This window comes from Acidovorax sp. JG5, from assembly GCF_017939685.1.
Classification (GTDB): domain Bacteria; phylum Pseudomonadota; class Gammaproteobacteria; order Burkholderiales; family Burkholderiaceae_C; genus Acidovorax.
In genome coordinates this window covers 63596-89129 of the sequence record NZ_JAGKSE010000009.1, presented here as the reverse complement: position 1 = coordinate 89129, position 25534 = coordinate 63596, and the positions used below count along the sequence as shown (strand labels likewise).

General features: G+C 64.4%; 23 protein-coding genes. 17 read left to right on the top strand and 6 right to left on the bottom strand.

The window, feature by feature from the left end; translation table 11 throughout:
* Positions 1–41 precede the first annotated feature (41 nt).
* The 13 genes from J8G26_RS11525 to J8G26_RS11465 all read left to right on the top strand — a co-directional run bounded on the left by J8G26_RS11525 (position 42) and on the right by J8G26_RS11465 (position 17695).
* Positions 42–614, top strand: a complete 573-nt coding sequence (locus J8G26_RS11525) for a hypothetical protein (RefSeq protein WP_198314772.1) — start codon at positions 42–44, stop codon at positions 612–614.
* 182 nt (positions 615–796) lie between these two features.
* Positions 797–1567: a c-type cytochrome gene (locus J8G26_RS11520; protein ID WP_246881364.1), complete on the top strand. Its 771-nt coding sequence runs from the start codon at positions 797–799 to the stop codon at positions 1565–1567.
* An 11-nt stretch (positions 1568–1578) separates the two neighbouring features.
* On the top strand, positions 1579–2940 hold the full coding sequence (locus J8G26_RS11515; RefSeq protein WP_210569013.1) for a cytochrome c: 1362 nt from the start codon (positions 1579–1581) through the stop codon (positions 2938–2940).
* Between the two features lie 14 nt (positions 2941–2954).
* Complete coding sequence (locus J8G26_RS11510) at positions 2955–3344, top strand: thioredoxin family protein (protein WP_210569012.1); 390 nt, start codon at positions 2955–2957, stop codon at positions 3342–3344.
* Between the two features lie 231 nt (positions 3345–3575).
* The gene (locus J8G26_RS11505) at positions 3576–6926 is read left to right on the top strand and encodes a DEAD/DEAH box helicase (RefSeq protein ID WP_210569043.1); all 3351 of its coding nucleotides are present in this window, start codon (positions 3576–3578) and stop codon (positions 6924–6926) included.
* A gap of 362 nt (positions 6927–7288) precedes the next feature.
* Positions 7289–7882 carry a ribosome maturation factor RimP gene (rimP, locus tag J8G26_RS11500; protein ID WP_210569011.1) on the top strand — a complete coding sequence of 198 codons (594 nt, stop codon included), beginning with the start codon at positions 7289–7291 and terminating at the stop codon, positions 7880–7882.
* 78 nt (positions 7883–7960) lie between these two features.
* The gene (gene nusA / locus J8G26_RS11495; RefSeq protein ID WP_210569010.1) at positions 7961–9445 is read left to right on the top strand and encodes a transcription termination factor NusA; all 1485 of its coding nucleotides are present in this window, start codon (positions 7961–7963) and stop codon (positions 9443–9445) included.
* A gap of 23 nt (positions 9446–9468) precedes the next feature.
* Positions 9469–12336: a translation initiation factor IF-2 gene (infB, locus tag J8G26_RS11490; protein ID WP_210569009.1), complete on the top strand. Its 2868-nt coding sequence runs from the start codon at positions 9469–9471 to the stop codon at positions 12334–12336.
* 3 nt (positions 12337–12339) lie between these two features.
* The gene (gene rbfA, locus J8G26_RS11485) at positions 12340–12711 is read left to right on the top strand and encodes a 30S ribosome-binding factor RbfA (RefSeq protein WP_005795091.1); all 372 of its coding nucleotides are present in this window, start codon (positions 12340–12342) and stop codon (positions 12709–12711) included.
* 85 nt (positions 12712–12796) lie between these two features.
* Positions 12797–13789 carry a tRNA pseudouridine(55) synthase TruB gene (truB, locus tag J8G26_RS11480; protein ID WP_210569042.1) on the top strand — a complete coding sequence of 331 codons (993 nt, stop codon included), beginning with the start codon at positions 12797–12799 and terminating at the stop codon, positions 13787–13789.
* Positions 13786–15606, top strand: coding sequence for a translational GTPase TypA (gene typA / locus J8G26_RS11475; RefSeq protein ID WP_210569008.1), 1821 nt, complete (start codon positions 13786–13788; stop codon positions 15604–15606). Before truB ends, typA begins: the two co-directional genes overlap by 4 nt.
* 104 nt (positions 15607–15710) lie before the next feature.
* The gene (locus tag J8G26_RS11470; RefSeq protein WP_210569007.1) at positions 15711–16583 is read left to right on the top strand and encodes a DMT family transporter; all 873 of its coding nucleotides are present in this window, start codon (positions 15711–15713) and stop codon (positions 16581–16583) included.
* Positions 16580–17695: an enoyl-CoA hydratase/isomerase family protein gene (locus J8G26_RS11465; protein ID WP_246881363.1), complete on the top strand. Its 1116-nt coding sequence runs from the start codon at positions 16580–16582 to the stop codon at positions 17693–17695. Before J8G26_RS11470 ends, J8G26_RS11465 begins: the two co-directional genes overlap by 4 nt.
* A 100-nt stretch (positions 17696–17795) precedes the next feature.
* On the opposite strand, the gene J8G26_RS11460 is transcribed toward J8G26_RS11465, so the two are convergent.
* The 4 genes from J8G26_RS11460 to smpB all read right to left on the bottom strand — a co-directional run bounded on the left by J8G26_RS11460 (position 17796) and on the right by smpB (position 20173).
* Positions 17796–18680, bottom strand: coding sequence for an anti-sigma factor (locus J8G26_RS11460; protein ID WP_198314773.1), 885 nt, complete (start codon positions 18678–18680; stop codon positions 17796–17798).
* Between the two features lie 14 nt (positions 18681–18694).
* The gene (locus J8G26_RS11455) at positions 18695–19207 is read right to left on the bottom strand and encodes a sigma-70 family RNA polymerase sigma factor (protein ID WP_087745152.1); all 513 of its coding nucleotides are present in this window, start codon (positions 19205–19207) and stop codon (positions 18695–18697) included.
* Positions 19208–19232: 25 nt separating this feature from the next.
* Positions 19233–19598, bottom strand: coding sequence for a hypothetical protein (locus tag J8G26_RS11450; protein ID WP_087745153.1), 366 nt, complete (start codon positions 19596–19598; stop codon positions 19233–19235).
* Positions 19599–19699: 101 nt separating this feature from the next.
* Entirely contained in the window at positions 19700–20173 is a 474-nt protein-coding gene (smpB, locus tag J8G26_RS11445; RefSeq protein WP_087745155.1) for an SsrA-binding protein SmpB, read from the bottom strand.
* A gap of 133 nt (positions 20174–20306) precedes the next feature.
* Here smpB and J8G26_RS11440 point away from each other — a divergent pair, with 133 nt between their 5' ends.
* Both J8G26_RS11440 and J8G26_RS11435 read left to right on the top strand, forming a co-directional pair.
* Positions 20307–20747: a type II toxin-antitoxin system RatA family toxin gene (locus J8G26_RS11440; RefSeq protein WP_087745157.1), complete on the top strand. Its 441-nt coding sequence runs from the start codon at positions 20307–20309 to the stop codon at positions 20745–20747.
* Positions 20740–21087: an RnfH family protein gene (locus J8G26_RS11435; protein ID WP_087745159.1), complete on the top strand. Its 348-nt coding sequence runs from the start codon at positions 20740–20742 to the stop codon at positions 21085–21087. Before J8G26_RS11440 ends, J8G26_RS11435 begins: the two co-directional genes overlap by 8 nt.
* Before the next feature lie 42 nt (positions 21088–21129).
* Here J8G26_RS11435 and J8G26_RS11430 read toward each other — a convergent pair whose 3' ends face one another.
* Positions 21130–21648, bottom strand: coding sequence for a DUF4124 domain-containing protein (locus tag J8G26_RS11430; RefSeq protein ID WP_087745161.1), 519 nt, complete (start codon positions 21646–21648; stop codon positions 21130–21132).
* Positions 21649–21756: 108 nt separating this feature from the next.
* Between J8G26_RS11430 and guaB the strand changes: the two genes are divergently transcribed.
* Both guaB and guaA read left to right on the top strand, forming a co-directional pair.
* On the top strand, positions 21757–23226 hold the full coding sequence (gene guaB, locus J8G26_RS11425) for an IMP dehydrogenase (protein ID WP_087745163.1): 1470 nt from the start codon (positions 21757–21759) through the stop codon (positions 23224–23226).
* A 77-nt stretch (positions 23227–23303) separates the two neighbouring features.
* Entirely contained in the window at positions 23304–24917 is a 1614-nt protein-coding gene (gene guaA / locus J8G26_RS11420) for a glutamine-hydrolyzing GMP synthase (protein WP_210569006.1), read from the top strand.
* A gap of 134 nt (positions 24918–25051) precedes the next feature.
* On the opposite strand, the gene J8G26_RS11415 is transcribed toward guaA, so the two are convergent.
* Positions 25052–25519, bottom strand: coding sequence for a winged helix-turn-helix transcriptional regulator (locus tag J8G26_RS11415; RefSeq protein ID WP_210569005.1), 468 nt, complete (start codon positions 25517–25519; stop codon positions 25052–25054).
* Positions 25520–25534: the final 15 nt, after the last annotated feature.

The following is a 25534-nucleotide window of genomic DNA, read 5'->3' as shown; positions in this document are numbered from 1 at the left end:
CTTCGCAGCCAACCCGGGCCCCGTCTGCACAAGGAACACCCATGAACGAACCCTCACCCGCTCACTCGCCACCCGCACCGGATGCCCTGGCCGCCCAGGCCGACATCCGCGCCCGTTTCCGCCACCTGCGCGCCGGTGCGGGGCTGCAAGGGGCTGTCACGGTGCTGCACATCGGCGCCGAACACACCGCCGTTGCCACGGGGCCGGGCGATGAGGCCGCTGCCTGGCTGGTGCTGGACATTGGCGCGCAGAAAACGGCGCGGCAATTTTTCAAGCGCAGCCCGCCCACGCCGCTGGAGATGGAAAACGCCATTGCCACCGTCGAAGACGAGGTGATCCGGGCGGTGCCCATGCTGGCGCCGGGCTCGGCCTTGCTGTGTGCCGACGCGGTGGTGCGCGAGATGGCCCTGCTGGCGGGTGTGGCGCCCGGTGAATCGATGGCAATGCCGCTCGATGCCATGGAACGGGTGTTTGAGCGCCTGGCCGCCGTGGCCGAAGGGCGCCCGGTTGCGCGCGAGGGCTTGCCACAAGGCGCCGACTTCGCTGCCGCGCTGCTGATCCTGCGCGAGTTCATGCACCACCTGCGGTTCGGGTCCATCACCGTGCTGCGCTGAGAGGCTGAGTTCGTGAACAGGTTCTTGGCGCAATCCACCACTTGGAATGAGCGACTTGAGAAACCAGTCAATAATTAGATAAAAATGGCTGTTTGCGCTTTACCAGTATGCGCATGCAGCTATTGTTTTTGTAGCTTGCTCGCACCCGTATGGGTGCATTGCTTTCCCGTCAGAATCCGCCCATGACCTATTGCCTGCTTCAATCACGGCGTTCCTTGTTGCCCTTGCTATGGGTTGCCGCACTGGGCGCAACCGCCCTGGTTGCCACGCCGGCCCGCGCTGCTCCTGAAACGCCGGCCACGGCCGCCAGCGCCATGGCGCCGCGCGTGCTGGCCTGCACCACCTGCCATGGCAAGGAAGGCCGCGCCACGCCAGACGGTTACTTTCCGCGCATCGCGGGCAAGCCGGCGGGCTACCTGTACAACCAGCTGCTCAATTTTCGGGACGGGCGGCGCAGCTACCCGCAGATGGGCTACCTCATCGAGCACCTCACGGACGACTATCTGCGCGAGATCGCCACCCACTTTGCCGCGCTGCAGGTGCCCTATGCGCCGCCCCCGGCGCCCCAGGCCGCGCCGCAGGTGTTGGAGCGCGGGCGCCAGCTGGTGCAGCAGGGCGATGCGGCGCGCCGGCTGCCCGCCTGCGTGCAATGCCACGGCCAGGCGATGACGGGGCTGCAGCCGTCGATTCCCGGCTTGCTGGGCCTGCCGCGCGACTACCTCAACAGCCAGCTCGGGGCCTGGCAAACCGGCCAGCGCCGCGCGCAGGCGCCCGATTGCATGGCCGATATTGCGCGCCAGCTTTCGCCCGAGGAGGTGAGTGCGGTATCGGCCTGGCTGGCGGCCCAGCCGGTGCCGGTGGATGGCAAGCCCGCCGACCGGCTGGCAGCGGCCATGCCCGTGCGCTGCGGTGGTGTCGATGGTGTGCCGGTGGTGGACGCGGCGGCGCGTTGAAGGGGAACACCATGAAACGCATCCTCTGGACGATCTCTTCCACCATGGCCGCTCTGGGCCTGGGCGCCGCCGCCGTGGTGGCGCTGAACCTGCGCGGCGAAGCGCCGTTGACCGCCGGCGAAGCCCTGCAAAGCACGCCCGAACTGGTGGCCCGTGGCGAATACCTGGCGCGCGTGGGCAACTGCATGGCCTGCCACACCGTGCAGGGCGGTGCGCCCTATGCGGGCGGGCGCGGCATCGACACGCCGTTTGGTGTGATCCACACCTCCAACCTCACGCCCGACAAGGCCACGGGCATCGGCAACTGGTCGGCCGCCGAGTTCTGGCGCGCGCTGCACAACGGCCGCTCCAAAGACGGGCGCCTGCTGTACCCGGCGTTTCCCTACCCCAATTACACGCAGGTGACGCGCGAGGATTCCGACGCCATCCATGCCTATCTGCAAAGCCTGCCCGCCGTGGCGCAGGCCAACCGGCCGCACGCGCTGCGCTTTCCCTACAGCACGCAGGCGGCCCTGGGCGTGTGGCGGGCGTTGTTTTTTACCGCCGGGCCGCCCCCAGCTGAAAAAGCGGCCCCCTTGGGGGGCGGCGACCCGCAAAGCGGCGGAGCGAGGGGGGCAACGCTTGCGCCCGGCGCGCCACCGGCCGAGCCCACGCAGTTGGCGCAATGGAACCGGGGTGCCTATCTGGTCAACGGCCTGGGCCACTGCGCCGCCTGCCACACACCGCGCAATGCGCTGGGCGCCAGCAACCCCGCGCAGGCTTTCAGCGGCGGGCTGATTCCGGTGCAAAACTGGTATGCGCCGGCACTCAATGCCGCTGCCGAGGCGGGCGTGGCGCACTGGCCTGTCGAAGACGTGGTGGCCCTGCTCAAAACCGGCGTGGCGCCGCAGGGCTCGGTCACCGGGCCCATGGCCGAGGTGGTGTTTCGCAGCACGCAGTATTTGAGCGATGCCGACGCCCAGGCGATGGCCGTGTATCTGCGGGCGCTGCCGCAGCAGGCCCTCGCCGCCACGGCGGTGGCCAAGCCCGCGGCCGCCACGCTGGAGCGCGGTGCCAAGGTGTATGAGCAGCACTGCGCGCAGTGCCATGGCGACAAGGGCGAGGGTCAACCGGGTGCGTTCCCGGCCCTGGCCGGCAACCGCGCCGTGATGCTGCAAGACCCCACCAACCTCGTGCGCATGGTGCTGCAGGGCGGCTATCTGCCGGCCACGGCGGGCAACCCGCGCCCGCACGGCATGCCGCCCTTCATGCAGGTGCTGGGCGACGAGGACGTGGCGGCGGTCAGCACCTTTGTGCGCAATGCCTGGGGCAACCAGGCGAGCGCAGTGGGTACCATTGGCGTTTACCGTGCCCGGGAGCGGCGCGGGTCTTGAAGGAGAACCCCCCGATGCACAGCCCGGCCGCGTTGCCAGAAATCCACCCAGCGGCCCCTGGCAGCGGCTGGTGGGCGGTGTGCCTGTGCGCCGGCTGGTGCGGCACCTGTCGCGACTACCAGCCCCTGTTTGACGAATTGGCGCGTGCGCACCCCGGCATGCGTTTTGAGTGGGTGGACATCGAGGACGAATCCGAAATCGCGGGCGATCTGGACGTGGAGACCTTCCCCACGCTGCTGATTGCCGACGGCCGCCGGGCCTTGTTTCTGGGGCCGCTGCTGCCGCAGGCGCCTGTGCTGGCCAGGCTGTTGACCAGCCTGCAGGCCGGTGCACCAAGCGCCGCCGGGGCAGGGGGCGAGGCCCAGGAACTGTTCGAGCGCGTGCGCGCCGCGCGCGGGGCCTAGTCGCCGGGTCTTGTGGCACCTGTTGGCACCAGTGTGCGCGCGCAGGCGCGGAGCGGAAGCGATGCGTGTTGCGGGCTCGGTGGGTGTTTTTACTCCTGTTTTTATAGCTGCAGGCGCTTATTCATAAAGCGCTAGAGGCACTTTTTACTTGGTTTTCCTATGGTGCGCTCTTCGTGGTTTGATCTTCGTTCGTTGCAGGCGCAGTGCGACAAGGGCGCCTGGTCGCGTGGCATGGGGCTTTATCGCAACGCGGACGTGCTCCACCTCGATATCGAACCCGATGGCGATGGCCGCTGGCTGATGGATGGCGAGGTGCAGGGCAGCCTGTTCGACCCCTATGAGGTGTCGGTGGAACTGGTCATCGCGCCCAATGGCCAGGTCAAGCAATGGTCGGGTGACTGCAGTTGCCCCGTGGGCGTGGATTGCAAGCACGCAGTGGCGTTGACGCTGGAAGCGGCGCAAGAGGGCCTGGCGCTGGAGCAGCCACCCGCGCCCAGCGCCGATGCGCTGCAAGCGCTGCAACAGCGCAAGGAGGCCCAGGCGCGCGCAGAGGCCGAAGCCCGGCTGGTGCACTGGTTGCACGACTGGGACAGCGCCTCGGGCGTGCCAGCCACGCCAGCCCCGGGAGCCAGGCCGGATCGGCCCGAACAGTATCTGTACCTGCTCTCCACCGTGACGCTGCCGCGCGCCACCGCGCCGCAAATGCAGCTGGAGGCCGTGGTGTCTTACCCCAAAGTCACCGGCGGCTGGGCCAAGCCCAAGCCGATTCGCACGCAGCCTGGCCCGGGGCAGGCCGTGTATGACCGCGCCAGCGATGCCGACCACCAGGTGCTGCAACTGCTGCGGGCCATGCCGCGCAACCTGGGTTACTACTCGGCCTATAGCCTTGCGCCATCGGGGGTGCTGGAGGGCGCGGCGGGCGTTCTCGCGCTGCAGCAGGCGGCCAGCACCGGCCGCCTGTTTGCCGACGTGGGGGGCTCCACCGTGGGCGCGCCGCTGCGCTGGGGCGAGCCGCTGCCCATCACCTGGGCATGGCGCGAGTCCACGCCAGCCGCAGGGGGTGAAAGCACCTGGGCCCTGGGTGCCAGCCTGCCTGCGGCGTCGGCCACGCTGTGCGGCAACAGCCCCCCGCTGTACCTCGATGCCGACCACGGCGTGGTTGGCGCGGTGCAGGCCGAAGGCCTGAGCGCTGCACGGCTCGCCCTGCTGTTCAAGACGCCCGCGCTGAGCGCCGCCGCGCTGCAAAAGCACCAGGCCGAGGTCGCCAGCCGCCTGGGCGGTGTGCTGCCATTGCCGCCGGTGCTCGGGCCGCTCACGCGGGTGCAGGGCGTGCAACCCGTGGCGCGTCTGCATCTGGCGCCCGTGCCGGCGGGCGATGTGCCCGACCTGGGCCTCATCACCGCACAGCTGCGGTTCGACTACCAGGGCCATGTGGGCTGGTGGGTGGGGCAGGAGCTGGATGTGCTGGTGCCGGCGGCAGATGGCGGCCAAGTGTTGCTGCAGCGCGATGCACAAGCCGAGCTCGGTGCCATCGAGCGGCTGATGGACCTGGGCCTGCTGGCCACCGACGATGGCCTGTTCGGCATCCCTGGCGACCGCCCGCAAAACGATTGGATGCACTGGGCCGACAACGGTTTCGGGGTGCTGCGCGAGGCGGGGTTTGACGTCACGCTCGATGCCGCGCTCTCTGGCTGGATCACGCACGCCGACACACTGGCCGTGGCGTTGCAGCCCGAGGGCGACGACGAGGCCACATCGCCCTGGTTTGCGCTGTCGCTGGGCATCGAGATCAACGGCGTGCGCCACAACATCCTGCCCTGGCTGCCCGATCTGATTGCCGCTGCTGCGGCCCACCCGCCAGACCCCGAAACCGGTTTGCCCCAGTTGCCGTCGCATGTCTATCTGCCGTCGCAGGCGGGCCCCGGCTTTGTGCGCCTGCCCACCGACACGCTGCGGCCCTGGATGGCGGCATTGCTGGACCTCGTGGGCGACCGTGCCCACGACTTCACCGGCGACAGCCTCAAGCTCTCGCGCATGGATGCGTTGCGCACCAGCGCCGCGCTGGGTGAGGGCGCCGTGTGGGAGGGCGCTGGCGCCTTGCGCGCCATGGTGGCGCAGCTCAAGGGTGCCAGCGCGTTGCCCGAAGTGCCGCTGCCCGCCAGCGTGCACGCCACGCTGCGGCCCTATCAGCAGCAGGGCCTGAACTGGCTGCAGTTTTTGCGCACCCATGGCCTGGCCGGCGTGCTGGCCGACGACATGGGCCTGGGAAAAACGCTGCAAACCCTGGCGCACATCCAGGTCGAAAAAGACGCGGGCCGCCTGACCCACCCCGCGCTCATCATTGCGCCCGTGAGCCTGATGGGCAACTGGCAGCGCGAGGCCGCGCGGTTTTGCCCCGGCCTGCGCAGCCTGGTGCTGCATGGCGCGGGCCGCCATGCGGTGGCCGATTCGCTGGCCGAGCACGACCTGGTCATTGCCCCGTATTCACTGCTGCAGCGCGACCGCGAACGCTGGCTGGCGCATGAATGGCATCTGGTGGTGCTCGACGAAGCCCAGAACATCAAGAACGCCAGCACCCACGCCGCGCAGGTGGTGAGCCAGTTGCAGGCGCGCCACCGGCTGTGCCTGTCGGGCACGCCCATGGAAAACCACCTGGGCGAGGTCTGGAGTTTGTTCCACTTTCTGATGCCCGGCTTTCTGGGCAGCCAGAGGCACTTCAACGAGCTGTTTCGCGCGCCGATTGAAAAACAGGGCGACGGCGCGCGCATGGCGCAGTTGCGCGCGCGCGTCACGCCGTTCATGCTGCGCCGCACCAAGGCGCTGGTGGCTGGCGAACTGCCGCCCAAGGTCGAGACCGTGATGCCGGTGGAAATGACCGGTGCGCAGGCCGACCTGTATGAAACCATCCGCTTAGGCATGGAAAAAACCGTGCGCGAGGCACTGCAGTCCAAGGGGCTGGCCAAGTCGCAGATCACCATCCTCGATGCGCTGCTCAAGCTGCGCCAGGTGTGCTGCGACCCGCAACTGGTGCCGCTGGATGCCGCCAAAAAGGTCAAGACTTCGGCCAAGCTGGAGCAGCTCATGGCGCTGCTGCCCGAAATGTTGGCCGAGGGGCGGCGCATTTTGCTGTTCTCGCAGTTCACCAGCATGCTCACGCTGATCGAGGCCGAGCTGAAAAGGCGCAAACTGCCCTGGGTCAAGCTCACCGGCCAAAGCCAAAAGCGCGACGCGATCATCGAGCAGTTCACCAGCGGGCAGGTGCCGCTGTTTCTGATCAGTCTCAAGGCGGGCGGGGTGGGGCTCAATTTGCCCCAGGCCGATACGGTGATCCATTACGACCCGTGGTGGAACCCCGCTGTGGAAGCCCAGGCCACCGACCGCGCCCACCGCATCGGCCAGACACAGAGCGTGTGGGTGATCAAGCTGGTCGCCCAAGGCACGATTGAAGAGAAGATTCTGGCGCTGCAGGAGCGCAAGGCGCAGCTGGCAGGCAGCCTGTATGGCGGCGCGGCTGCGCGCAAGGAGCCGATGTTCACCGAAAGCGACCTCGCAGAACTGCTGCAGCCGCTATCACGGTTGTAGCTGCTCGCGCTTGTTGGATAAGCGCCAGGTGCCGTTTTGGCATCGCATCGTCCGGCAGGCCGCGTGGGCACTGGCCTGGGCGCATTGACAACAGCTTTCCCCGTGTGCATCTTTGCAAAACAACACTTTGCACGCTACAATACGGGTCTCACGACCAAACGGGCGGGTACCAACCGCCCGTTTTTTTTGGTCGAATGCTTTTGGAGCTCGAAGCTGTCGGGGAAGAGTCTCCGGGGGTTATCGGGTTTTTTGTTTTGGACTTACGCAAACAAGGGTGCACGAGGGGTGCTTCCATGGGGTGGCAGCTGGCCTGACCCTGATTTGCGTAAGTTGTGTTGTTTTTCCGGGATTGAACTGAACACGTGGCATTACAGCAAGTCGTTGAACAAATTGTGGCGGGTCTGGGCTATGACCTGGTGGAGATCGAGCGATCTCCGGGGGGCTTGCTGCGCGTCACCATCGATTTGCCATGGGTTCAGCCCGCGGTGGATGCGCCAGATCCGGCCATCGAGCAATACGTCACAGTGGAAGACTGTGAAAAGGTCACCCGCCAGCTGCAGTTTGCGCTGGAGGTGGATGGGGTTGAGTACAAACGGCTCGAAGTCTCGTCGCCGGGCATTGATCGCCCCTTGCGCCACGAGCAGGATTTTGTGCGTTTTGAAGGTTCGGTCATCGACCTCACCCTGAAGGCGCCCATCGGTGCTGCGGCGGTGGGGCAGGTCAATGCCACCCGCAAAAAGTTTCGTGGCACGCTGGAGCGGGCCGAATCAGGTGGCTGGCAGATCGTCTGGAGCGATGAGCCGGCGGTCAAGCCTGGTCAGAAAATAAGCAAAAAGCGTGTGCCAGCCCCCTTGCAGGCGCTGGGGTTCGCGCTGGATGAGCTCAGGGATGCCCGACTGGCGCCCATTGTGGATTTCAAGGGGCGGGGGGCAAAGGCTGGTCAAGTACCGGACTGAGTCGCTGGATGGTTTGGAGTGGGTGGGCAGTTGCTGGCAGCTGTTGCCTGCGGATGATAGAAACAGGAGAGTCGTCGCATGAATCGCGAATTGTTGATGTTGGTTGAGGCCATTTCGCGCGAGAAGAACGTGGAGCGCGATGTGGTCTTGGGCGCCGTGGAATCGGCCTTGGCCCAGGCTACCAAGAAGCTGTATCAGGGCGAGGTGGACATCCGCGTGTCCGTCGATCGCGACAGCGGCAACTACGAGACTTTCCGTCGCTGGCTGGTAGTGCCTGACGAGGCGGGTCTGCAAAATCCCGAAGCCGAAGAGCTGCTGATGGACGCCAAGGAGCGTATCGCGGACATCGAAGTCGGGGAATACATCGAAGAAGGTGTCGAGTCCGTGCCCATCGGTCGCATCGGTGCCATGGCGGCCAAGCAGGTCATCCTGCAGAAGATCCGCGACGCCGAGCGCGAAATGCTGCTCAACGACTTCATGTCGCGCGGCGAACGCATCTTCACCGGCACCGTCAAGCGCATGGACAAGGGCGACATCATTGTCGAGTCCGGCCGCGTGGAAGGCCGCCTGCGCCGCGGCGAGATGATCCCCAAGGAAAACCTGCGCAGCGGTGACCGTGTGCGCGCCATGATCATGGAGGTGGACTTGACGCTGCGTGGCGCCCCCATCATCCTGTCGCGCTCGGCCCCCGAGTTCATGGTCGAGCTGTTCCGCCAGGAAGTGCCCGAGATCGAGCAAGGCCTGCTGGAGATCAAGAGCTGCGCCCGTGACCCCGGTTCGCGCGCCAAGATCGCCGTGCTGTCGCATGACAAGCGCGTGGACCCCATCGGTACCTGCGTTGGCGTGCGCGGCACCCGTGTGAATGCGGTGACCAACGAGCTTGCCGGCGAACGCGTGGACATCGTGCTGTGGTCCGAAGACCCGGCCCAGTTCGTGATTGGTGCGCTGGCCCCGGCCAACGTCTCGTCCATTGTGGTCGATGAGGAAAAGCATGCCATGGACGTGGTGGTGGATGAGGAAAACCTCGCCATCGCCATCGGTCGTGGCGGCCAGAACGTGCGTCTGGCCTCCGACCTGACTGGTTGGAAAATCAACATCATGGACGCCGCCGAGTCGGCCCAGAAGCAGGCCAACGAGTCTGATACGGCCCGCCGTCTGTTCATGGAAAAGCTCGATGTGGACGAGGAAATCGCCGACATCCTGATCGCCGAAGGTTTCAACAGCCTGGAAGAGGTGGCTTATGTGCCACTGCAGGAAATGCTGGAAATCGAAAGCTTCGACGAAGACACCGTGAGCGAGCTGCGTACCCGTGCCAAGGATGCGTTGCTCACCATGGAAATCGCCCGCGAGGAAAGCGTTGGCGAGGTTTCGCAGGATCTGCGCGATCTCGAAGGCCTTACACCCGAATTGATTGCCAAGCTGGCAGAAAATGGTGTGCACACGCGTGACGACCTGGCCGATCTGGCCATTGATGAACTGACCGACCTGACCGGACAGTCCGCAGAAGATGCCAAAGCCTTGATCATGAAGGCGCGCGAACACTGGTTCGCAGGGCAAGAGTAAGGTCAGGGAGGCACGAACCACATATGTCCAGTAATACTGTCGCCGAGTTTGCAACCGAACTCAAAAAATCGCCTGAAACCCTGCTCGATCAGCTCAAGGCTGCGGGTGTGGGCAAGGCTGCACCGTCCGACGCGTTGACCGAGTCGGACAAGCAAAAACTGCTTGCTTATCTGCAGGCCAGCCATGGCACGGCTTCTGCCGATCGCAAGAAGATCACGCTGGTGAAGAAGTCCACCAGTGAAATCAAGCAAGCCGATGCCACCGGCAAGGCGCGCACCATCCAGGTGGAGGTGCGCAAGAAGCGCACTTTCATCCAGCGCGATGAAGGTGTCGAAAGTGTTGCCGAATCCAGGGAATCCCCGGTGGAAGACGTCGCTGCCGCCGGCGAAGACCTCGAACTGGCCCGCCGCGAAGAAGAAGCGAGCCGCCAGGCCGAGCTGATTCGTCGCCAGGAAGCCGAGCTGGCCGAAAAGCGTGCCGATCGCGAAGCACGTGAGAAGCGCGAGCGCGAAGCCGAAGAGCGCGCCGCCGCCTACGCAGCCCAGGAAGCCGAGAAAAAGGCACAGGCCTCTGCAGTCAAGCAGGAAGCCACCCGCGAGCAGGCGGCAGAAGCAGCGGCACGCGCAACTGCACAAGCCGAGGCCCGTGAGAAAGCTGCAGCCGAGTCCAAGGCCCGTTCCGACGAAGAGGCGGCTCGTGCTGCCGATCTGGATGCACGCCGCCGCAAGGCGGAAGCCGAAGCGGCTGCTATTCGGTCCATGATGGCCACGCCCAAGAAGGCGGTCATGGTGGCCAAAAAGCCCGAGGAACCCAAGCCTGTGGCCAAGCCTGCAGCCGTGGGTGATGCCAAGAAGGGCACGCTGCACAAGCCTGCGGTCGGGACGGGTGTTGCCCGCGCGGGCGCTCCGGCGGCTGCAGGCGCAGCCGCGCCCGGTGCTGGCAAGGAAGTCAAGTCGGCCAAGCTGTCTTCCAGCTGGGCAGGCGATACGGCCAAGAAAAAAGAAATCAAGACCCGCGGCGACAGCAGCGGCGGTGTCGGTCGCAACAACTGGCGTGGTGGCCCGCGTGGCCGCCGTGGCGATGGCCGCGATCACCGTGATGACCACCACCAGCATTCCGCTCCGGTGGAGGCGCGCACCATTGAAGTGCACGTGCCTGAAACCATCACCGTGGCCGAGCTGGCCCACAAGATGTCCATCAAGGCCTCCGAGGTCATCAAGGCGCTCATGAAGATGGGCCAGATGGTCACCATGAACCAGCCGCTGGACCAGGACACCGCCATGATCGTGGTGGAGGAACTGGGCCACAAGGCCGTGGTGGCGGCGCTGGACGATCCGGAAGCATTCACCGACGAGGATTCGGCCCAGCTGGACGTGGCGGTTCTGCCGCGCGCTCCGGTGGTGACCGTGATGGGTCACGTCGATCACGGCAAGACCTCGCTGCTCGATTACATCCGCCGCGCCAAGGTCGCTTCAGGCGAAGCCGGCGGCATTACGCAGCACATTGGTGCCTACCACGTGGAAACACCACGCGGCATGATCTCGTTCCTCGACACCCCCGGTCACGAAGCCTTCACGGCCATGCGTGCCCGCGGTGCGCAGGCTACCGACATCGTGATTCTGGTGGTGGCTGCCGATGACGGTGTGATGCCCCAGACCAAGGAAGCCATCAAGCACGCCAAGGCGGCGGGTGTTCCTATCGTGGTGGCCATCACCAAGTCGGACAAGCCCGATGCCAATCCAGACCGCGTCAAGCAGGAACTGGTGGTGGAGGAGGTGGTTCCTGAAGAGTACGGTGGCGATTCGCCTTTCGTGCCCGTGTCCTCCAAGACCGGCATGGGCATCGACACCCTGCTGGAGCAGGTGCTGCTGCAAGCCGAAGTGCTGGAACTCAAGGCGCCCGTCGATTCGCTGGCCAAGGGCCTGGTGATCGAAGCCAAGCTGGACAAGGGCCGTGGCCCTGTGGCGACCGTGCTGGTGCAGTCCGGTACGCTGAAGGTGGGCGATGTGGTGCTGGCAGGCCAGACCTACGGTCGCGTGCGCGCCATGCTGGATGAAAGCGGCAAGGTCGCCAAGACGGCGGGGCCGTCGATTCCGGTCGAAATCCAGGGCCTTACCGAAGTGCCGCAGGCCGGCGACGACTTCATGGTGCTGACCGATGAGCGCCGTGCGCGCGAAGTCGCCACCTACCGTGCTGGCAAATTCCGCAATACCAAGCTGGCGCGCCAGCAAGCGGCCAAGCTGGAGAACATGTTTGCTGACATGACGGCGGGCGAAGTGAAGATGCTGCCCATCATCGTCAAGGCCGACGTGCAGGGCTCGCAGGAAGCGCTGGCGCAGTCGCTGCTCAAGCTCTCCACCGACGAGGTCAAGGTGCAGCTGGTGTATGCCGCAGTGGGCGCCATCAGCGAGTCGGACATCAACCTGGCCATCGCCTCCAAGGCCATCGTGATTGGCTTCAACGTGCGTGCCGACGCTGGTGCGCGCAAGCTGGCCGAGAGCAATGGCGTCGATCTGCACTACTACAGCATCATTTATGACGCTGTGGACGAGTTGCGGGTGGCGATGTCGGGCATGCTGGCACCTGAGCAGCGCGAGGAAATCATCGGTACGGCCGAGATCCGCACCGTGTTCGTGGCAACGAAGATCGGCACGATTGCCGGCTCGTACATCACGTCCGGCATGGTGCACCGCAACGCCAAGTTCCGCCTGCTGCGCGACAACGTGGTGGCTTACACCGGCGAAGTCGATTCGATCAAGCGCCTCAAGGACGATGTCAAGGAAGTCAAGGAAGGCTTCGAGTGCGGTATCAAGCTCAAGAACTACAACGACATCAAGGAAGGCGATCACCTCGAATTCTTTGACATCAAGGAAATCGCGCGGACGCTGTAATCCATGGCTGCCAAGAAATCTTCCACCCCCAACCGCGCCTTCAAGGTGGCCGATCAGATCCAGCGTGATCTGACGGAACTGATCGCGCGCGAGTTGAAAGACCCGCGCGTGGGCATGGTGACGCTGCAGGGTGTGGAGGTGACTCCCGACTATGCGCACGCCAAGGTGTTCTTCAGCCTGCTGGTGGGCGACCCGGTGGAAACGCAGGCGGCACTCAACCAGGCTGCAGGTTTTCTGCGCAATGGCCTGTTCAAGCGCCTGCACATCCACACGGTGCCCACGCTGCATTTCGTGTTTGACCGTACCTCCGAGCGTGCGGCCGACATGAATGCCTTGATTGCCAAGGCTGTTTCCTCGCGCGCGAAAGAAGACTGAAGTGAGCATCGCCGGGCCGCCCCAAGGTGCGAAGGCCCCCTTGGGGGGCAGCGATTTACACGCAGTGAATGAGCGTGGGGGCGCGGTGCGCGCGCCACGCACCAGGGTGCAGCGGCGCCCTGTGCATGGGGTGTTGCTGCTCGACAAACCGCTCGGCCTTTCGAGTAATGACGCCTTGCAGAAGGCGAAATGGCTGCTGCGCGCCGAGAAGGCGGGCCATACCGGCACGCTCGATCCGCTGGCCACCGGCGTGCTGCCATTGTGTTTTGGCGCAGCCACGAAGTTCAGCCAGCTGCAGCTCGACGCTGCCAAGACCTATGAAGCCATCGCCCTCCTGGGCACGACGACAACCACCGGCGACGCCGAGGGTGATGTGGTGCAGCGCTGCGATGTGGACCCCGCCCAGCTCACCCCTGAGCGCCTGGCGGCCGTGCAACAGCAGTTCACCGGCCCCATCCGCCAGGTGCCGCCCATGCACAGCGCGCTCAAGAAGGATGGCAAGGCGCTGTACGAGTACGCCCGCGCAGGCGTCACGGTGGAGCGCGAGGCCCGCGATGTGGTTATTCATGCGTTGAATCTGACGCTGGTGCATACGGATCAGGCGCAGAATGCTATCAAAATAGTAGTGACCTGCAGCAAAGGCACCTACATCCGTACCCTGGGTGAAGACATCGGCGCTGCCCTGGGCTGCGGGGCGCACTTGACGTTTTTGCGACGCATCGACACGGGCGGGCTGGGTGTGGAGGGCTGCGTTACGCTGGAGCAGCTAGAGGCCATGCCCGAGGCTGAACGCCTGGCCAGCCTTCACGCACCCGAATCGTTGCTGGCACAACACATGCGTGTCACGCTGGACAGCGACAATACCGCTCGTTTCCTTTCGGGGTTGCGGCGCAGGGGGCACTGGCCAGACGCTAGCGCCGTGGCGGTTTTCAGCGAGGCTCCTGCGGCCCTGCTGGGCGTCGGTCATATAAAAGACGGTGAACTGGTGCCCGAAAGGCTCCTGAGTCCGCTGGAAATTCAACAAATTTTGGAAGGCACGCCGCACCTACAAGCCAGCGGCATATTGGAAAAACTATGAGCAAACAAATCCGCAACATCGCCATCATTGCCCACGTGGACCATGGCAAGACCACCATGGTCGACCAACTGCTGCGCCAGTCCGGCACCTTCGCCGAGCATGAAAAAGTGGTGGATACGGTGATGGACAACAACGCCATCGAAAAAGAGCGTGGCATCACCATCCTGGCCAAGAACTGCGCCGTGAGCTGGGAAGGCACCCACATCAACATCGTCGACACCCCTGGTCACGCGGACTTTGGTGGCGAAGTGGAGCGTGCACTGTCCATGGTGGACGGCGTGGTGCTGCTGATCGATGCGCAAGAAGGCCCCATGCCCCAGACGCGTTTCGTGACCAAGAAGGCGCTGGCCCTGGGTCTCAAGCCCATCGTGGTGGTGAACAAGGTGGACAAGCCCGGCGCGAATCCCGACAAGGTGGTGAACGCGGCATTCGACCTGTTCGACAAGCTGGGTGCCACCGACGAGCAACTCGACTTTCCCGTGGTGTATGCCTCGGGCATCAACGGCTGGTCGTCGCTTGAAGAAGGCGCACCGGGTGAGCAGTGGGGCCCTGACATGTCGGCCCTGTTCAACACGGTGCTCAAGCATGTGCCCGCACAGAAGGGTGATCCTGCTGCCCCGCTGCAGTTGCAGATCTCCGCACTCGATTTCTCCACCTTCGTGGGCCGCATCGGCGTTGGCCGCATCAGCCAGGGCACGATCAAGCCCATGATGGACGTGCTGGTCATGGAAGGCCCCGATGGCAAGAGCCTCAAGGGTCGTGTCAACCAGGTGCTGACCTTCCAGGGGCTGGACCGTGTGCAGGCCACCGAAGCCGGTCCCGGCGAAATCGTGCTGATCAACGGCATTGCCGACATCGGCATTGGCGTGACCATCACCGACCCGCTGAACCCCGCGCCGCTGCCCATGCTCAAGGTGGATGAGCCCACGCTGACCATGAACTTCTGCGTCAACACCAGCCCGCTGGCCGGCCGCGAAGGCAAGTACGTGACCAGCCGCCAGATCTGGGACCGCCTGCAAAAGGAGCTGCAACACAACGTGGCCCTGCGCGTGAAGGAAACCGACGAAGAAGGCATCTTCGAAGTGATGGGCCGGGGCGAACTGCACCTGACCATCCTGCTGGAAAACATGCGCCGCGAAGGCTACGAACTGGCTGTGTCCAAGCCGCGCGTGGTGTTCAAGGAGATCAATGGCGAGAAGTGCGAGCCTATCGAGCTGGTCACCGCCGACATCGAGGAAGCCCATCAGGGTGGCGTGATGCAGGCACTGGGCGAGCGCAAGGGCGAGCTGGTGAACATGGAGCCGGACGGCCGAGGCCGTGTGCGCCTGGAATACCGCATTCCTGCGCGCGGCCTGATTGGCTTTACCAACGAATTCCTGAACCTGACACGTGGCTCGGGTCTTATTGCCAACATTTTCGACAGCTACGAGCCGCACAAGGGTGATATCGGCGGCCGCAAGAACGGCGTGCTGATTTCCATGGACGACGGTGAAATCTTCACCTACGCCCTGGGCAAGCTCGACGACCGCGGCCGCATGTTCGTGAAGGCGAACGACCCCGTGTACGAAGGCATGATTGTGGGCATCCACAGCCGTGACAACGACCTGGTCGTGAACGCCACGCGTACCAAGCAGCTGACCAACTTCCGCGTTTCGGGCAAGGAAGACGCGATCAAGATCACCCCGCCCATCGATGCCACGCTGGAATACGCGGTGGAGTTCATTGAGGACGATGAGCTGGTCGAGATCACGCCCAAGTCCATCCGCATCCGCAAGCGCCACCTCAAGGAAAGCGACCGCAAGCGCGCTGGTCGCTGATCGCGGTTCCAGGGGCTCCGACGGGCTCCTGGCCGTGTCCACAAGGGCCACTGCAGTGCAGTGGCCCTTTTGCCGTCTGAAGCGATATTTGCCGACGAAAACCCATGAAACTCACGCATTCCCGAGCGGTCGCGCTGATGCTGTTGGTTACGCTGCTGTGGTCCATTGCCGGTGTGGTGACGCGCCATCTGGAGCATGCGCGCAGCTTTGAAGTGACCTTCTGGCGCAGCTTTTTTACCGTGCTGTCGCTGCTGGTGATCCTGCCTGCGCTGCAGGGCCGCAGCGTGTTTTCGGCCATGCGCCGCGGCGGCGCTGCCCTGTGGCTCTCCGGCCTGTGCTGGAGCGTGATGTTCACCACCTTCATGGTCGCCATGATGCTCATGCCCGTGGCGAATGTGCTGGTGACCATGGCGGCAGGCCCGCTGCTCACGGCCCTGTTTGCACGCCTGTTTATCGGGCACCGGATTGCGTTGCGCACCTGGGTGGCCATCGGAATTGCCGGCGTGGGCATGGCGTGGATGTATGGGGCGCAGATGGCCGGGTTGCCGCTGGCGGGCACACTGGTGGCCCTGTGCATTCCGGTGGCGGCAGCGGCGAACTGGACGGTGGTGCAATCGTCCCAGCAGCATGGCCACGCGGTGGACCTGGTGCCGGCGGTGCTGGTGGGCGCCGTGTTGTCGGCGCTGGCTACGTTGCCCCTGGCACTGCCGTTTCAGGCAACGGGCCACGATATCCTTCTGTTGGCGCTGCTCGGGCTGTTTCAGCTGGCGATTCCGTGCGTTCTGGCGGTGCGCTGTGGGCGTGTGCTCAAGGCCCCCGAAATGGCCTTGCTGGGCTTGCTGGAGGTGATCTTCGGTATCTTGCTGGCCTGGGCCGGTGCAGGTGAGCGCCCTGGGGCTGCCGTGCTGACCGGCGGCCTGCTGGTGATTGGCGCCTTGGTAATCAATGAATTTTTAGGCTGGAAGGAACAAAAATGACGGAGATGAAAGTGCAAGTGACAGTGGAAGGGGCCAGTGAAGTGCTCAGTGAGGTGCGAGGCCAGGTGGGCTTCATTACCTTGAACCGCCCCCGGGCGCTCAATGCGTTGTCGCTGGGTATGGTGCGGGACCTGATGGGCATCCTGCTGGCCTGGCAAAACGACGCGCGGGTGCTGGCCGTGGCCATCCGCGGCAGCAACAAGGAAGGCCCGTTTGGGGCCTTTTGCGCGGGCGGAGACATCCGCTTTCTGCACCAGGCGGGTGGCCAGGGCAACCCGCTGCTGGAGGATTTTTTCACTGAGGAATATGCGCTCAACCACCTGATCCACAACTACGGCAAGCCCTACATAGCCTTCATGGATGGCATCGTCATGGGCGGCGGCATGGGCATCAGCCAGGGCGCGGCCCTGCGCGTGGTGACCGAGCGCACCAGGATGGCCATGCCCGAGACGGCGATCGGCTTGTTCCCTGATGTGGGCGGGGGCTATTTTCTGAGCCGCTGCCCGGGCCGTGTGGGTGAGTGGCTGGCGTTGACGGGCGACACCATCGGTGCCGGCGATGCGGTGGAGTTTGGCCTGGCCGATGGTTGCCTGCCCGTGGACCAGCAGGCGCCGGTGTGGGAGGCCCTGGGATCGGGACACTTTGCCGATGGTGCGGCCATCAAGAACTATGTTGCTTCTAAATTTATAGCTGTTGGCGCAATGCTATCAAGCGCTAGAGGCACTATTGACCACTATTTCGCGTTGCCTGCCGTGCGCGAGATCGTGGACCAGCTGGAGGCCACGGATTCCGACTGGGCCCGCACGACGGCGGCCACGCTGCGCAAGCGATCGCCGCTGATGCTGCATGTGGTGCTGGAGCAGGTGCGCCGTGCTCGCAGCATGGGCCTGGCCGACGATTTGCGCATGGAGCGCGACATGGTGCGCCACTGCTTTTTCCTGCGCGCCGGCCAGAGCGAAACGGTGGAGGGCATCCGCGCACTGGCGGTGGACAAGGACCACGCGCCAAAGTGGAGCCCCGCGCGCATCGAAGACGTGACACCGGAGATGGTGGCCCCGTTCTTCGTCAGCCCCTGGCCGGCCTACGCGCATCCGTTGGCTGCGTTGCGCTGAAGGGCGTTGCGCGGTGCGCGCGGCGGGCGCGCCACGGGCCCGTCGGATCGGGTCGGTGAGGGCGCTTTTTCACCCGCCTTTGCGGGCCGTTGGGCTGGTCTCAAGCGCCGAGCTGCTGGTACACCGCCGTGGCCAGCGCCTGCAGGGCCGGGCGCGAGAGCTGCCCACTCAGCGCATAGCCAAAGCCCTGGTCCGTCCAGTAAAAGCCCGGCACCGGGCCTTCCTGGGTGAAACGGAAGGCGGTGTCTGCAGATTGCGGCGGGTTGGTGGCCGGTGCAGCCGATCCTGCAGGGGGCGATGCCTTCGTGGCGGCGGCGGGCGCCAGGGCGCCCAGGTAGAGCGTGACGCGCTCGCCCGCGCCGTTCTGGTACATGAATTGCGCGCGTGCGCCGGTGTCGCCGGGCAGCAGCCGCCCGCCCACCAGCTCATAGCCCTGCGCGGTCAGCAATGGCACTTTCAGGGGCCGCCCCAATCGCTTGGACAGCCATTGCACCAGATGCTCCTGCTGGGCGGCGGGCACCTCCACGGGGTGGCGCTGCTCGGGTTGGTACACCGCGTGGGCCATGGCGGCTTGCGCTGCAAATCGCTGGCCCGGTGCGTTGGCGTTGACGGCCAGGAGACCGGTGGGTGCCACCGCGGGCCACTGGCCCCGGCCCACCCATCCCAGTGCAAACGCCACCAGCACCGAGGCCGCCATGCCGCCCCAGCGCCACCACTGGCGATGCTGTTCTGCCCTGCGCGCCGTGGCGTTTGCAAGGGTCTGCAGCAGCGCATCCGGCAGGGGGGCCTCCAGCATGTCCTGGTGCAGGGCGCGCAATTGTTGGCGCTGCGCCTGCCACTGCGCAACAGTGGCTTGCGCCGCAGCGTCGGCGGCCAGTTGCTGCTGCAGGGCCTTGGTGTCGGCGGGGGGCAGCCGGCCATCCGCCAGTGCATGCCACGCATGGTCATGGGAGGGGCCGGCAGAAAAGGGGGTGGAGTGGTCCATGGCAAAGGCCGAAATCATTGGAGGCGGCGCAGCACCGGTGGCTGGCCCGGCACCGCGCTGGGTGTGTGTTCCATCAGTGCGCGCAGGCGGCTGCGTGCGCGCGACAGCCGCGACATGACGGTGCCCACGGGAATGGCCAGAATGCGGGCGGTGTCTTCGTAGCTCAGGTCTTCCAGCGTGACCAGCAGCAACACGGCGCGTTGCTCGGCCGGCAGGCGCTGCAGGCAGCGCTCCAGGTCCAGCGCATCGTCCGATGGGGGCACATGGGCTTGAAGGCTGTCCTGCACGTCCTCCATTTCCAGCCGTTGCAGCGAGGGCATCGCCCGGCGCTGGTTGAGATAAAGGTGGTGCATCAGCGTGAACAACCAGGCGCGCAGATCGCTGCCGCTGCGCCAAAGCCGCCATTTGCTGCAGGCCCGCTCAAGCGTGTCCTGCACGAGGTCGTCGGCCGCCCAGGCGTCACCCGTCAGCACGCGGGCATAGCGACGCAGGCCGGGAAGCTGTTCGACTACCTGGGTGCGGTCCATGTCGCGATGTCAGGGATGGGATGGGTCAGGGGCGCGCAGCGTGCCAGACCTGGTTGAAACCATCGCCGGTTTTGTCGCCGGGCTTGGCGTCCTTGGACCAGTAGTACAGCGGTTTTCCCTTGTAGGCCAGCTGGGTTGTTCCGTCATCGCGGGTGATGACGCTGTAGTCGCCGCCCGCTTGGGCCGGTGTGGCCATCAGGGGTGGCCAGTTGGTGGCGCAGGGGCCGTTGCAGACGGACTTTCCGCTGCCCGCGGTGTCGCGGTCAAAGGTGTAGAGCGTCATGTCGCCGGCGCCGACCAGCACGCCATCCATGGGTTTGGCAGGGGACTGGGCCATGGAGGAGCAGGCGGCAAGCGCAAAGAGTGCGGCGATGGGCAAGAGCTTTTTCATGGGTTTCTCCGGGTAATGGTGCAGGCGGGTGCGAAATGCGGCCCTGCACGCAGACAAACACATGGACGCGGTGGTTTATTCCCGCCGCCTTGCAAAAATTTTCAGCGGTTGCGGCTTTTCATGGCGCGTTCGACCTCGCGCTTGCCTTCACGGTCCTTGATGGTGTCGCGCTTGTCATGTTCGGCCTTGCCCTTGGCCAGCGCAATCTCGCATTTCACATATCCGTTCTTCCAGTGCAGGTTCAGCGGCACCAGGGTGTAGCCTTTTTGCTCGACCTTGACGATCAGGCGCTTGATGTCGTCTTTTTTGAGCAGCAGCTTCTTGGTGCGCGCTGCCTCGGGGTTGACGTGGGTGGAGGCGGTTTTGAGGGGGTTGATCAGGCAGCCCAGCAGGTACAGCTCGCCGTCACGGATGAGCACGTAGCCATCGGTCAGCTGCACCTTGCCCTCGCGCAGCGCCTTGACTTCCCAGCCATACAGCACCATGCCGGCCTCGTGGCGCTCTTCGAAGAAGTAGTTGAAGGCCGCCTTCTTGTTGTCGGCAATGCGGGACGTGGGATCGGGTTTTTTGGCCATGAAAGATTAGATGCGGCGCAAACGGGGAGATAAAAGGCCTCCCTACAATGGTTGGGTCGCGCAAGAGCGATTCTAATTTCCTCCGGATGCCCTGGCCGATTCAATGGGCCAGTTGCATCGAAGCAGCGTCTGCATGAAAACCGTCCACAAATCCGTCCTCATCTGGTACAGCCCCGAAGAAATGTTTGCCCTCGTGACGGGGGTGGAGCACTACCCCCAGTTCCTGCCCTGGTGCGACCATGCGGCCGTGCTGGAGCGCGATGATGCAGGCATGACCGCCGAGGTCGGCATCGCGATGGCGGGGCTGCGGCAGACCTTTGTGACCCGCAACACCCATGAAGAGGGCCGGCGCGTGCAGATGCACCTGATCAAGGGCCCGTTTTCCCGCCTGGAGGGCGACTGGCATTTTCATGCCGTGGCGGATGGCAGCCAGCGCGCGTGCAAGGTCGAGCTGTTGCTCAACTACGGGTTTGAAAGCGCTGCGCTGGCGGCCTTGGTGGGCCCCATCTTTGACCGCATCGCCGCCAGCATGGTCGATGCGTTTGTCAAGCGCGCGGAGCAGGTCTATGGGTGACGAAGGCGGCGCGCTGCAAATCACGGTGGTTGTTTGCACAGCGCCGCGCAGCATTGGCGAGTGGACGCTGCACCTGCCTGCAGGCGCCACGGTGGCTGAAGCGCTGAAGGCCTGCGAGGTGACGTCGCTGCTGCCGCAAGGGGAGACTTGTGCCGTTGTCGGCATATGGGGGCGCCAGGTGGCACTGGATTGCACACTCGCACCGGGGGACCGGGTAGAGGTGTATCGCCCCCTCAAGGTGGACCCCAAGGTGGCCCGGCGCGAGCGCTTTGCACGCCAGGGCGCACGCACCACCGGTCTGTTTGCGCGCCAGCGCCCTGGCGGTAAATCGGGCTATTGAGGTCCGGGCAACAGCGGCGATGGCTGCGCCGTCATCCCTTAATTACCGTGCGCAATCGCTCGCCATAATGCCGTCAACGCGTTTCGATTCCGCGTTGCGGGTGGCTTCATCAAGGAAAACGCGTTCGCCCTGGGCATTGGTATGTGTGATGAGGCGTCCAGACTCAAATGTGGCCTTGGCCTGGCGAGCGCGGGCGCAGTTGTCTGCCTTGGCCTTGGCGAGTTTTTCCTCTTCGGCCTTTTTCTTGGCCGCTTCTGCAGCCTCTGCCTGTGCCTTTTTCTCTTCGAGTTCCTTGTCCTTGCCAGGGGCTGGGACTTTGGGGGTGGATGCGGCGGCGGCAGCTTCGGCGGCGGCCGCCGTAGCCAGAGCCGGTTTTTGATCGGCGCGCGCCCCCGGGTTACCTCCCGGCTGTTTCAGGATGCTCTTGTCCGGGATGTCCAAAGGCGGCGCGCGGTCGCTGAATACCTTGCGGCCATCCTTGTCGATCCATTGCCATTGGGCCGACGCGCCCATTGACCAAGCACAGGCAAAGGCCAGCAGCACAAGCTTGTATATTTTCATGGCAGCAAGTTTAGCCGTGGCTCTGAGCAGTCGCCAGTTCACTTGATTTCCGTGGCAGCGTTTTCGCCACAGGCCGCGCGGGTACAATCTGTCTTTTGGAGCTTTCTCATGCGCCTTCTTGGAAAAGCGCTCACCTTCGACGATGTGTTGCTGGTGCCAGCGTACTCCCAGGTCCTGCCCAAGGACACGTCCCTCGCGACGAAACTCTCCCGCAACATCCAGCTGAACCTGCCGCTGGTGTCCGCCGCCATGGACACCGTGACAGAGGCGCGGCTGGCCATCGCCATCGCCCAGGAGGGCGGCATCGGCATCGTGCACAAGAACCTCACGCCCCAGGAGCAGGCCGCTCACGTGGCCAAGGTCAAGCGCTACGAGTCGGGCGTGGTGCGCGATCCTGTTGTCATCACCCCCGAGCACACCGTGCTGCAGGTGCTGGAACTGTCGGAGCAACTGGGTATCTCGGGCTTTCCGGTGTGCGATGGTGGCAAGGTGGTGGGTATCGTCACCAGCCGCGATCTGCGCTTTGAAACCCGCTACGACGTCAAGGTGCACCAGATCATGACGCCCCGTGAAAAGCTCATCACGGTCAAGGAGGGGGCCACGGCCAGTGAGGCCAAGGCGCTGCTCAACAAATACAAGCTCGAGCGGCTGCTGGTCATCAACGACGACTTTGTGCTCAAGGGCCTGATCACGGTCAAGGACATCACCAAGCAGACCAGCTTTCCCAATGCCGCGCGCGATGCCTCGGGCCGCCTGCGCGTGGGGGCTGCAGTGGGTGTGGGCGAGGGCACCGAAGAACGCGTCGAAGCCCTGGTGAAAGCCGGTGTGGACGCCATCGTGGTGGATACGGCGCACGGCCACAGCAGGGGCGTGATCGAGCGCGTGCGCTGGGTCAAGCAAAACTACCCGCAGGTGGATGTGATTGGCGGCAACATCGCCACCGGTGCGGCTGCGCTGGCGCTGGTCGAAGCCGGTGCCGATGCCGTGAAAGTGGGCATTGGTCCGGGCTCGATCTGCACCACGCGCATCGTTGCCGGTGTGGGCGTGCCCCAGATCATGGCCATCGACAACGTGGCCACGGCGCTTCGCGGCACCGGTGTGCCGCTGATTGCTGACGGCGGCGTGCGTTTTAGCGGCGACATCGCCAAGGCCCTGGCTGCCGGGGCCAGCACCATCATGATGGGCGGCATGTTTGCCGGCACCGAAGAGGCGCCTGGCGAAGTAATCTTGTTCCAGGGCCGCAGCTACAAGAGCTATCGCGGTATGGGTTCCATCGGCGCCATGCAGCAAGGCAGTGCCGACCGTTATTTTCAGGAATCGACCACGGGCAACCCTAATGCCGACAAGCTGGTTCCCGAAGGCATCGAAGGCCGCGTTCCCTACAAGGGTTCGATGGTTTCCATCGTGTTCCAGATGGCGGGCGGTGTGCGTGCCGCCATGGGCTATTGCGGCTGCGCCACGATCGAGGACATGAACAACAAGGCCGAGTTCGTCGAGATCACCACCGCAGGCATCCGTGAAAGCCACGTGCACGACGTGCAGATCACCAAGGAAGCGCCGAACTACCGCGCTGACTGATCGCAAAACGCTACTGTTTTGATAGCTGCTGGCGCTTATTTTATAAGCGCTAGAGGCCGATTTCATTCAAAATCGCCATGCAACACCAGAAAATCCTCATCCTCGACTTCGGCTCGCAAGTCACCCAACTCATCGCCCGCCGCGTGCGTGAAGCCAATGTGTACTGCGAAGTGCACCCCTGCGACGTGACCGACGAATGGGTGCGTGACTACGCCAAGGATGGCTCGCTCAAGGGCATCATTCTGTCGGGCAGCCACGCCAGCGTGACCGAAGACACCACCGACCGGGCGCCGCAGGCCGTGTTCGAGCTGGGCCTGCCGGTGCTGGGTATCTGCTACGGCATGCAGACCATGGCGCAGCAACTGGGCGGCAAGGTGGAAACCGGCCACAAGCGCGAGTTCGGCTTTGCGGCCGTGCGCGCCCGTGGCCACACCGCGCTGCTCAAGGACATTGCCGACTTCACCACGTCTGAAGGCCACGGCATGCTCAACGTGTGGATGAGCCACGGCGACAAGGTCACTGAGTTGCCCCCGGGCTTCAAGCTCATGGCCAGCACCGATAGCTGCCCCATCGCCGGCATGGCCGACGAGGCGCGCCGCTTCTATGCCGTGCAGTTCCACCCTGAAGTCACGCACACCGTGCAGGGCAGGGCGCTGCTCGATCGCTTCGTGCTCGGGATCTGCGCTACCCGCCCCGACTGGGTCATGCGCGACCACATCGCCGAAGCCGTGGAGCAGATCCGCCAGCAGGTGGGCGATGAAGAAGTGATTCTGGGCCTCTCGGGCGGTGTGGATTCGTCCGTGGCCGCGGCGCTGATCCACCGCGCCATCGGCGACCAGCTCACCTGCGTGTTCGTGGACCACGGCCTGCTGCGCCTGAACGAAGGCGACATGGTCATGGACATGTTCGTCGGCAAGCTGCACGCCAAGGTGATCCGGGTGGATGCCAGCGATCTCTTCCTGGGCAAGCTGGCGGGTGTGAGCGAGCCTGAGCAAAAGCGCAAGATCATCGGGGGCCTGTTTGTCGATGTGTTCAAGGCCGAGGCCGCCAAGCTCAAGGGCGACGGAGCGAAGGGTGCCAAGTGGCTGGCCCAGGGCACCATCTACCCCGACGTCATTGAATCCGGCGGCGCCAAGAGCAAAAAGGCCGTCACCATCAAGAGCCACCACAACGTGGGCGGATTGCCCGAGCAGCTGGGTCTGAAGCTGCTGGAACCCCTGCGCGACCTGTTCAAGGACGAAGTGCGTGAACTCGGCGTGGCCCTGGGCCTGCCGCCCGAAATGGTCTACCGCCACCCCTTCCCCGGCCCCGGCCTGGGTGTGCGCATCCTGGGTGAAGTGAAGAAGGAATACGCCGACTTGCTGCGCCGCGCCGACGCGATCTTCATCGAAGAGCTGCGCAACTTCACCGACGACGCCACCGGCAAGACCTGGTACGACCTCACCAGCCAGGCTTTCACCGTCTTCCTGCCCGTCAAGAGCGTAGGCGTGATGGGCGATGGCCGCACCTACGACTACGTGGTCGCCCTGCGTGCCGTGCAGACCAGCGATTTCATGACAGCTGACTGGGCGGAGCTGCCCTACGCATTGCTCAAGAAAGTGTCGGGCCGCATCATCAACGAAGTGCGCGGCATCAACCGCGTGACGTATGACGTGAGCAGCAAGCCGCCAGCGACGATCGAGTGGGAGTGAAATAGCGATCTTCTCGGATCGCTCCAGAAGAGGTGGATTCAAAAAATCGAGAATATGCCAGCGTGCAGGCAGATACGTGATCCGGGAACGTTCGAATACGGCATCGGCCTGTCGCTGCGTGAGGCCCGTAACAGCTACCGGTCCAGCGGAAGGCTGAGCGTTTCCTTGACTTCTTCCATTACCACCACGCTGCGCGACTCTGCCGTAACGGGTAGCTTCTTCAGAATGTTTCCTAGCAAGTGCCGGTATTCGCCCATGCCGCGCAGCCTGAACTTGACCAGATAGTCGTAGTCGCCGGAAACCAGGTGGGCTTCCATCACTTCAGGCATCTGCGACAGTTCCCTCTTCACCTTGTCGAAAACGTCCCCGGACTTCGCGGACAGTTTGATTTCCACGAACACAAGCAGCGTCCGGCCCAGCGCCTCCGATGACAGGCGTGCGTGGTAGCCCTCGATGACGCCCTCGCGCTCCATCCTTCGCACCCGCTCGGTACAGGGCGATGCCGACAGGCCCACCTTCTCTGCCAGTTCTGTCATAGAAATGCGTCCCTGGCGCTGCAGGGCATCCAGGATGGCCAGGTCAATTCTGTCGGCTTGGAACATTTTTCTGTCGAACCC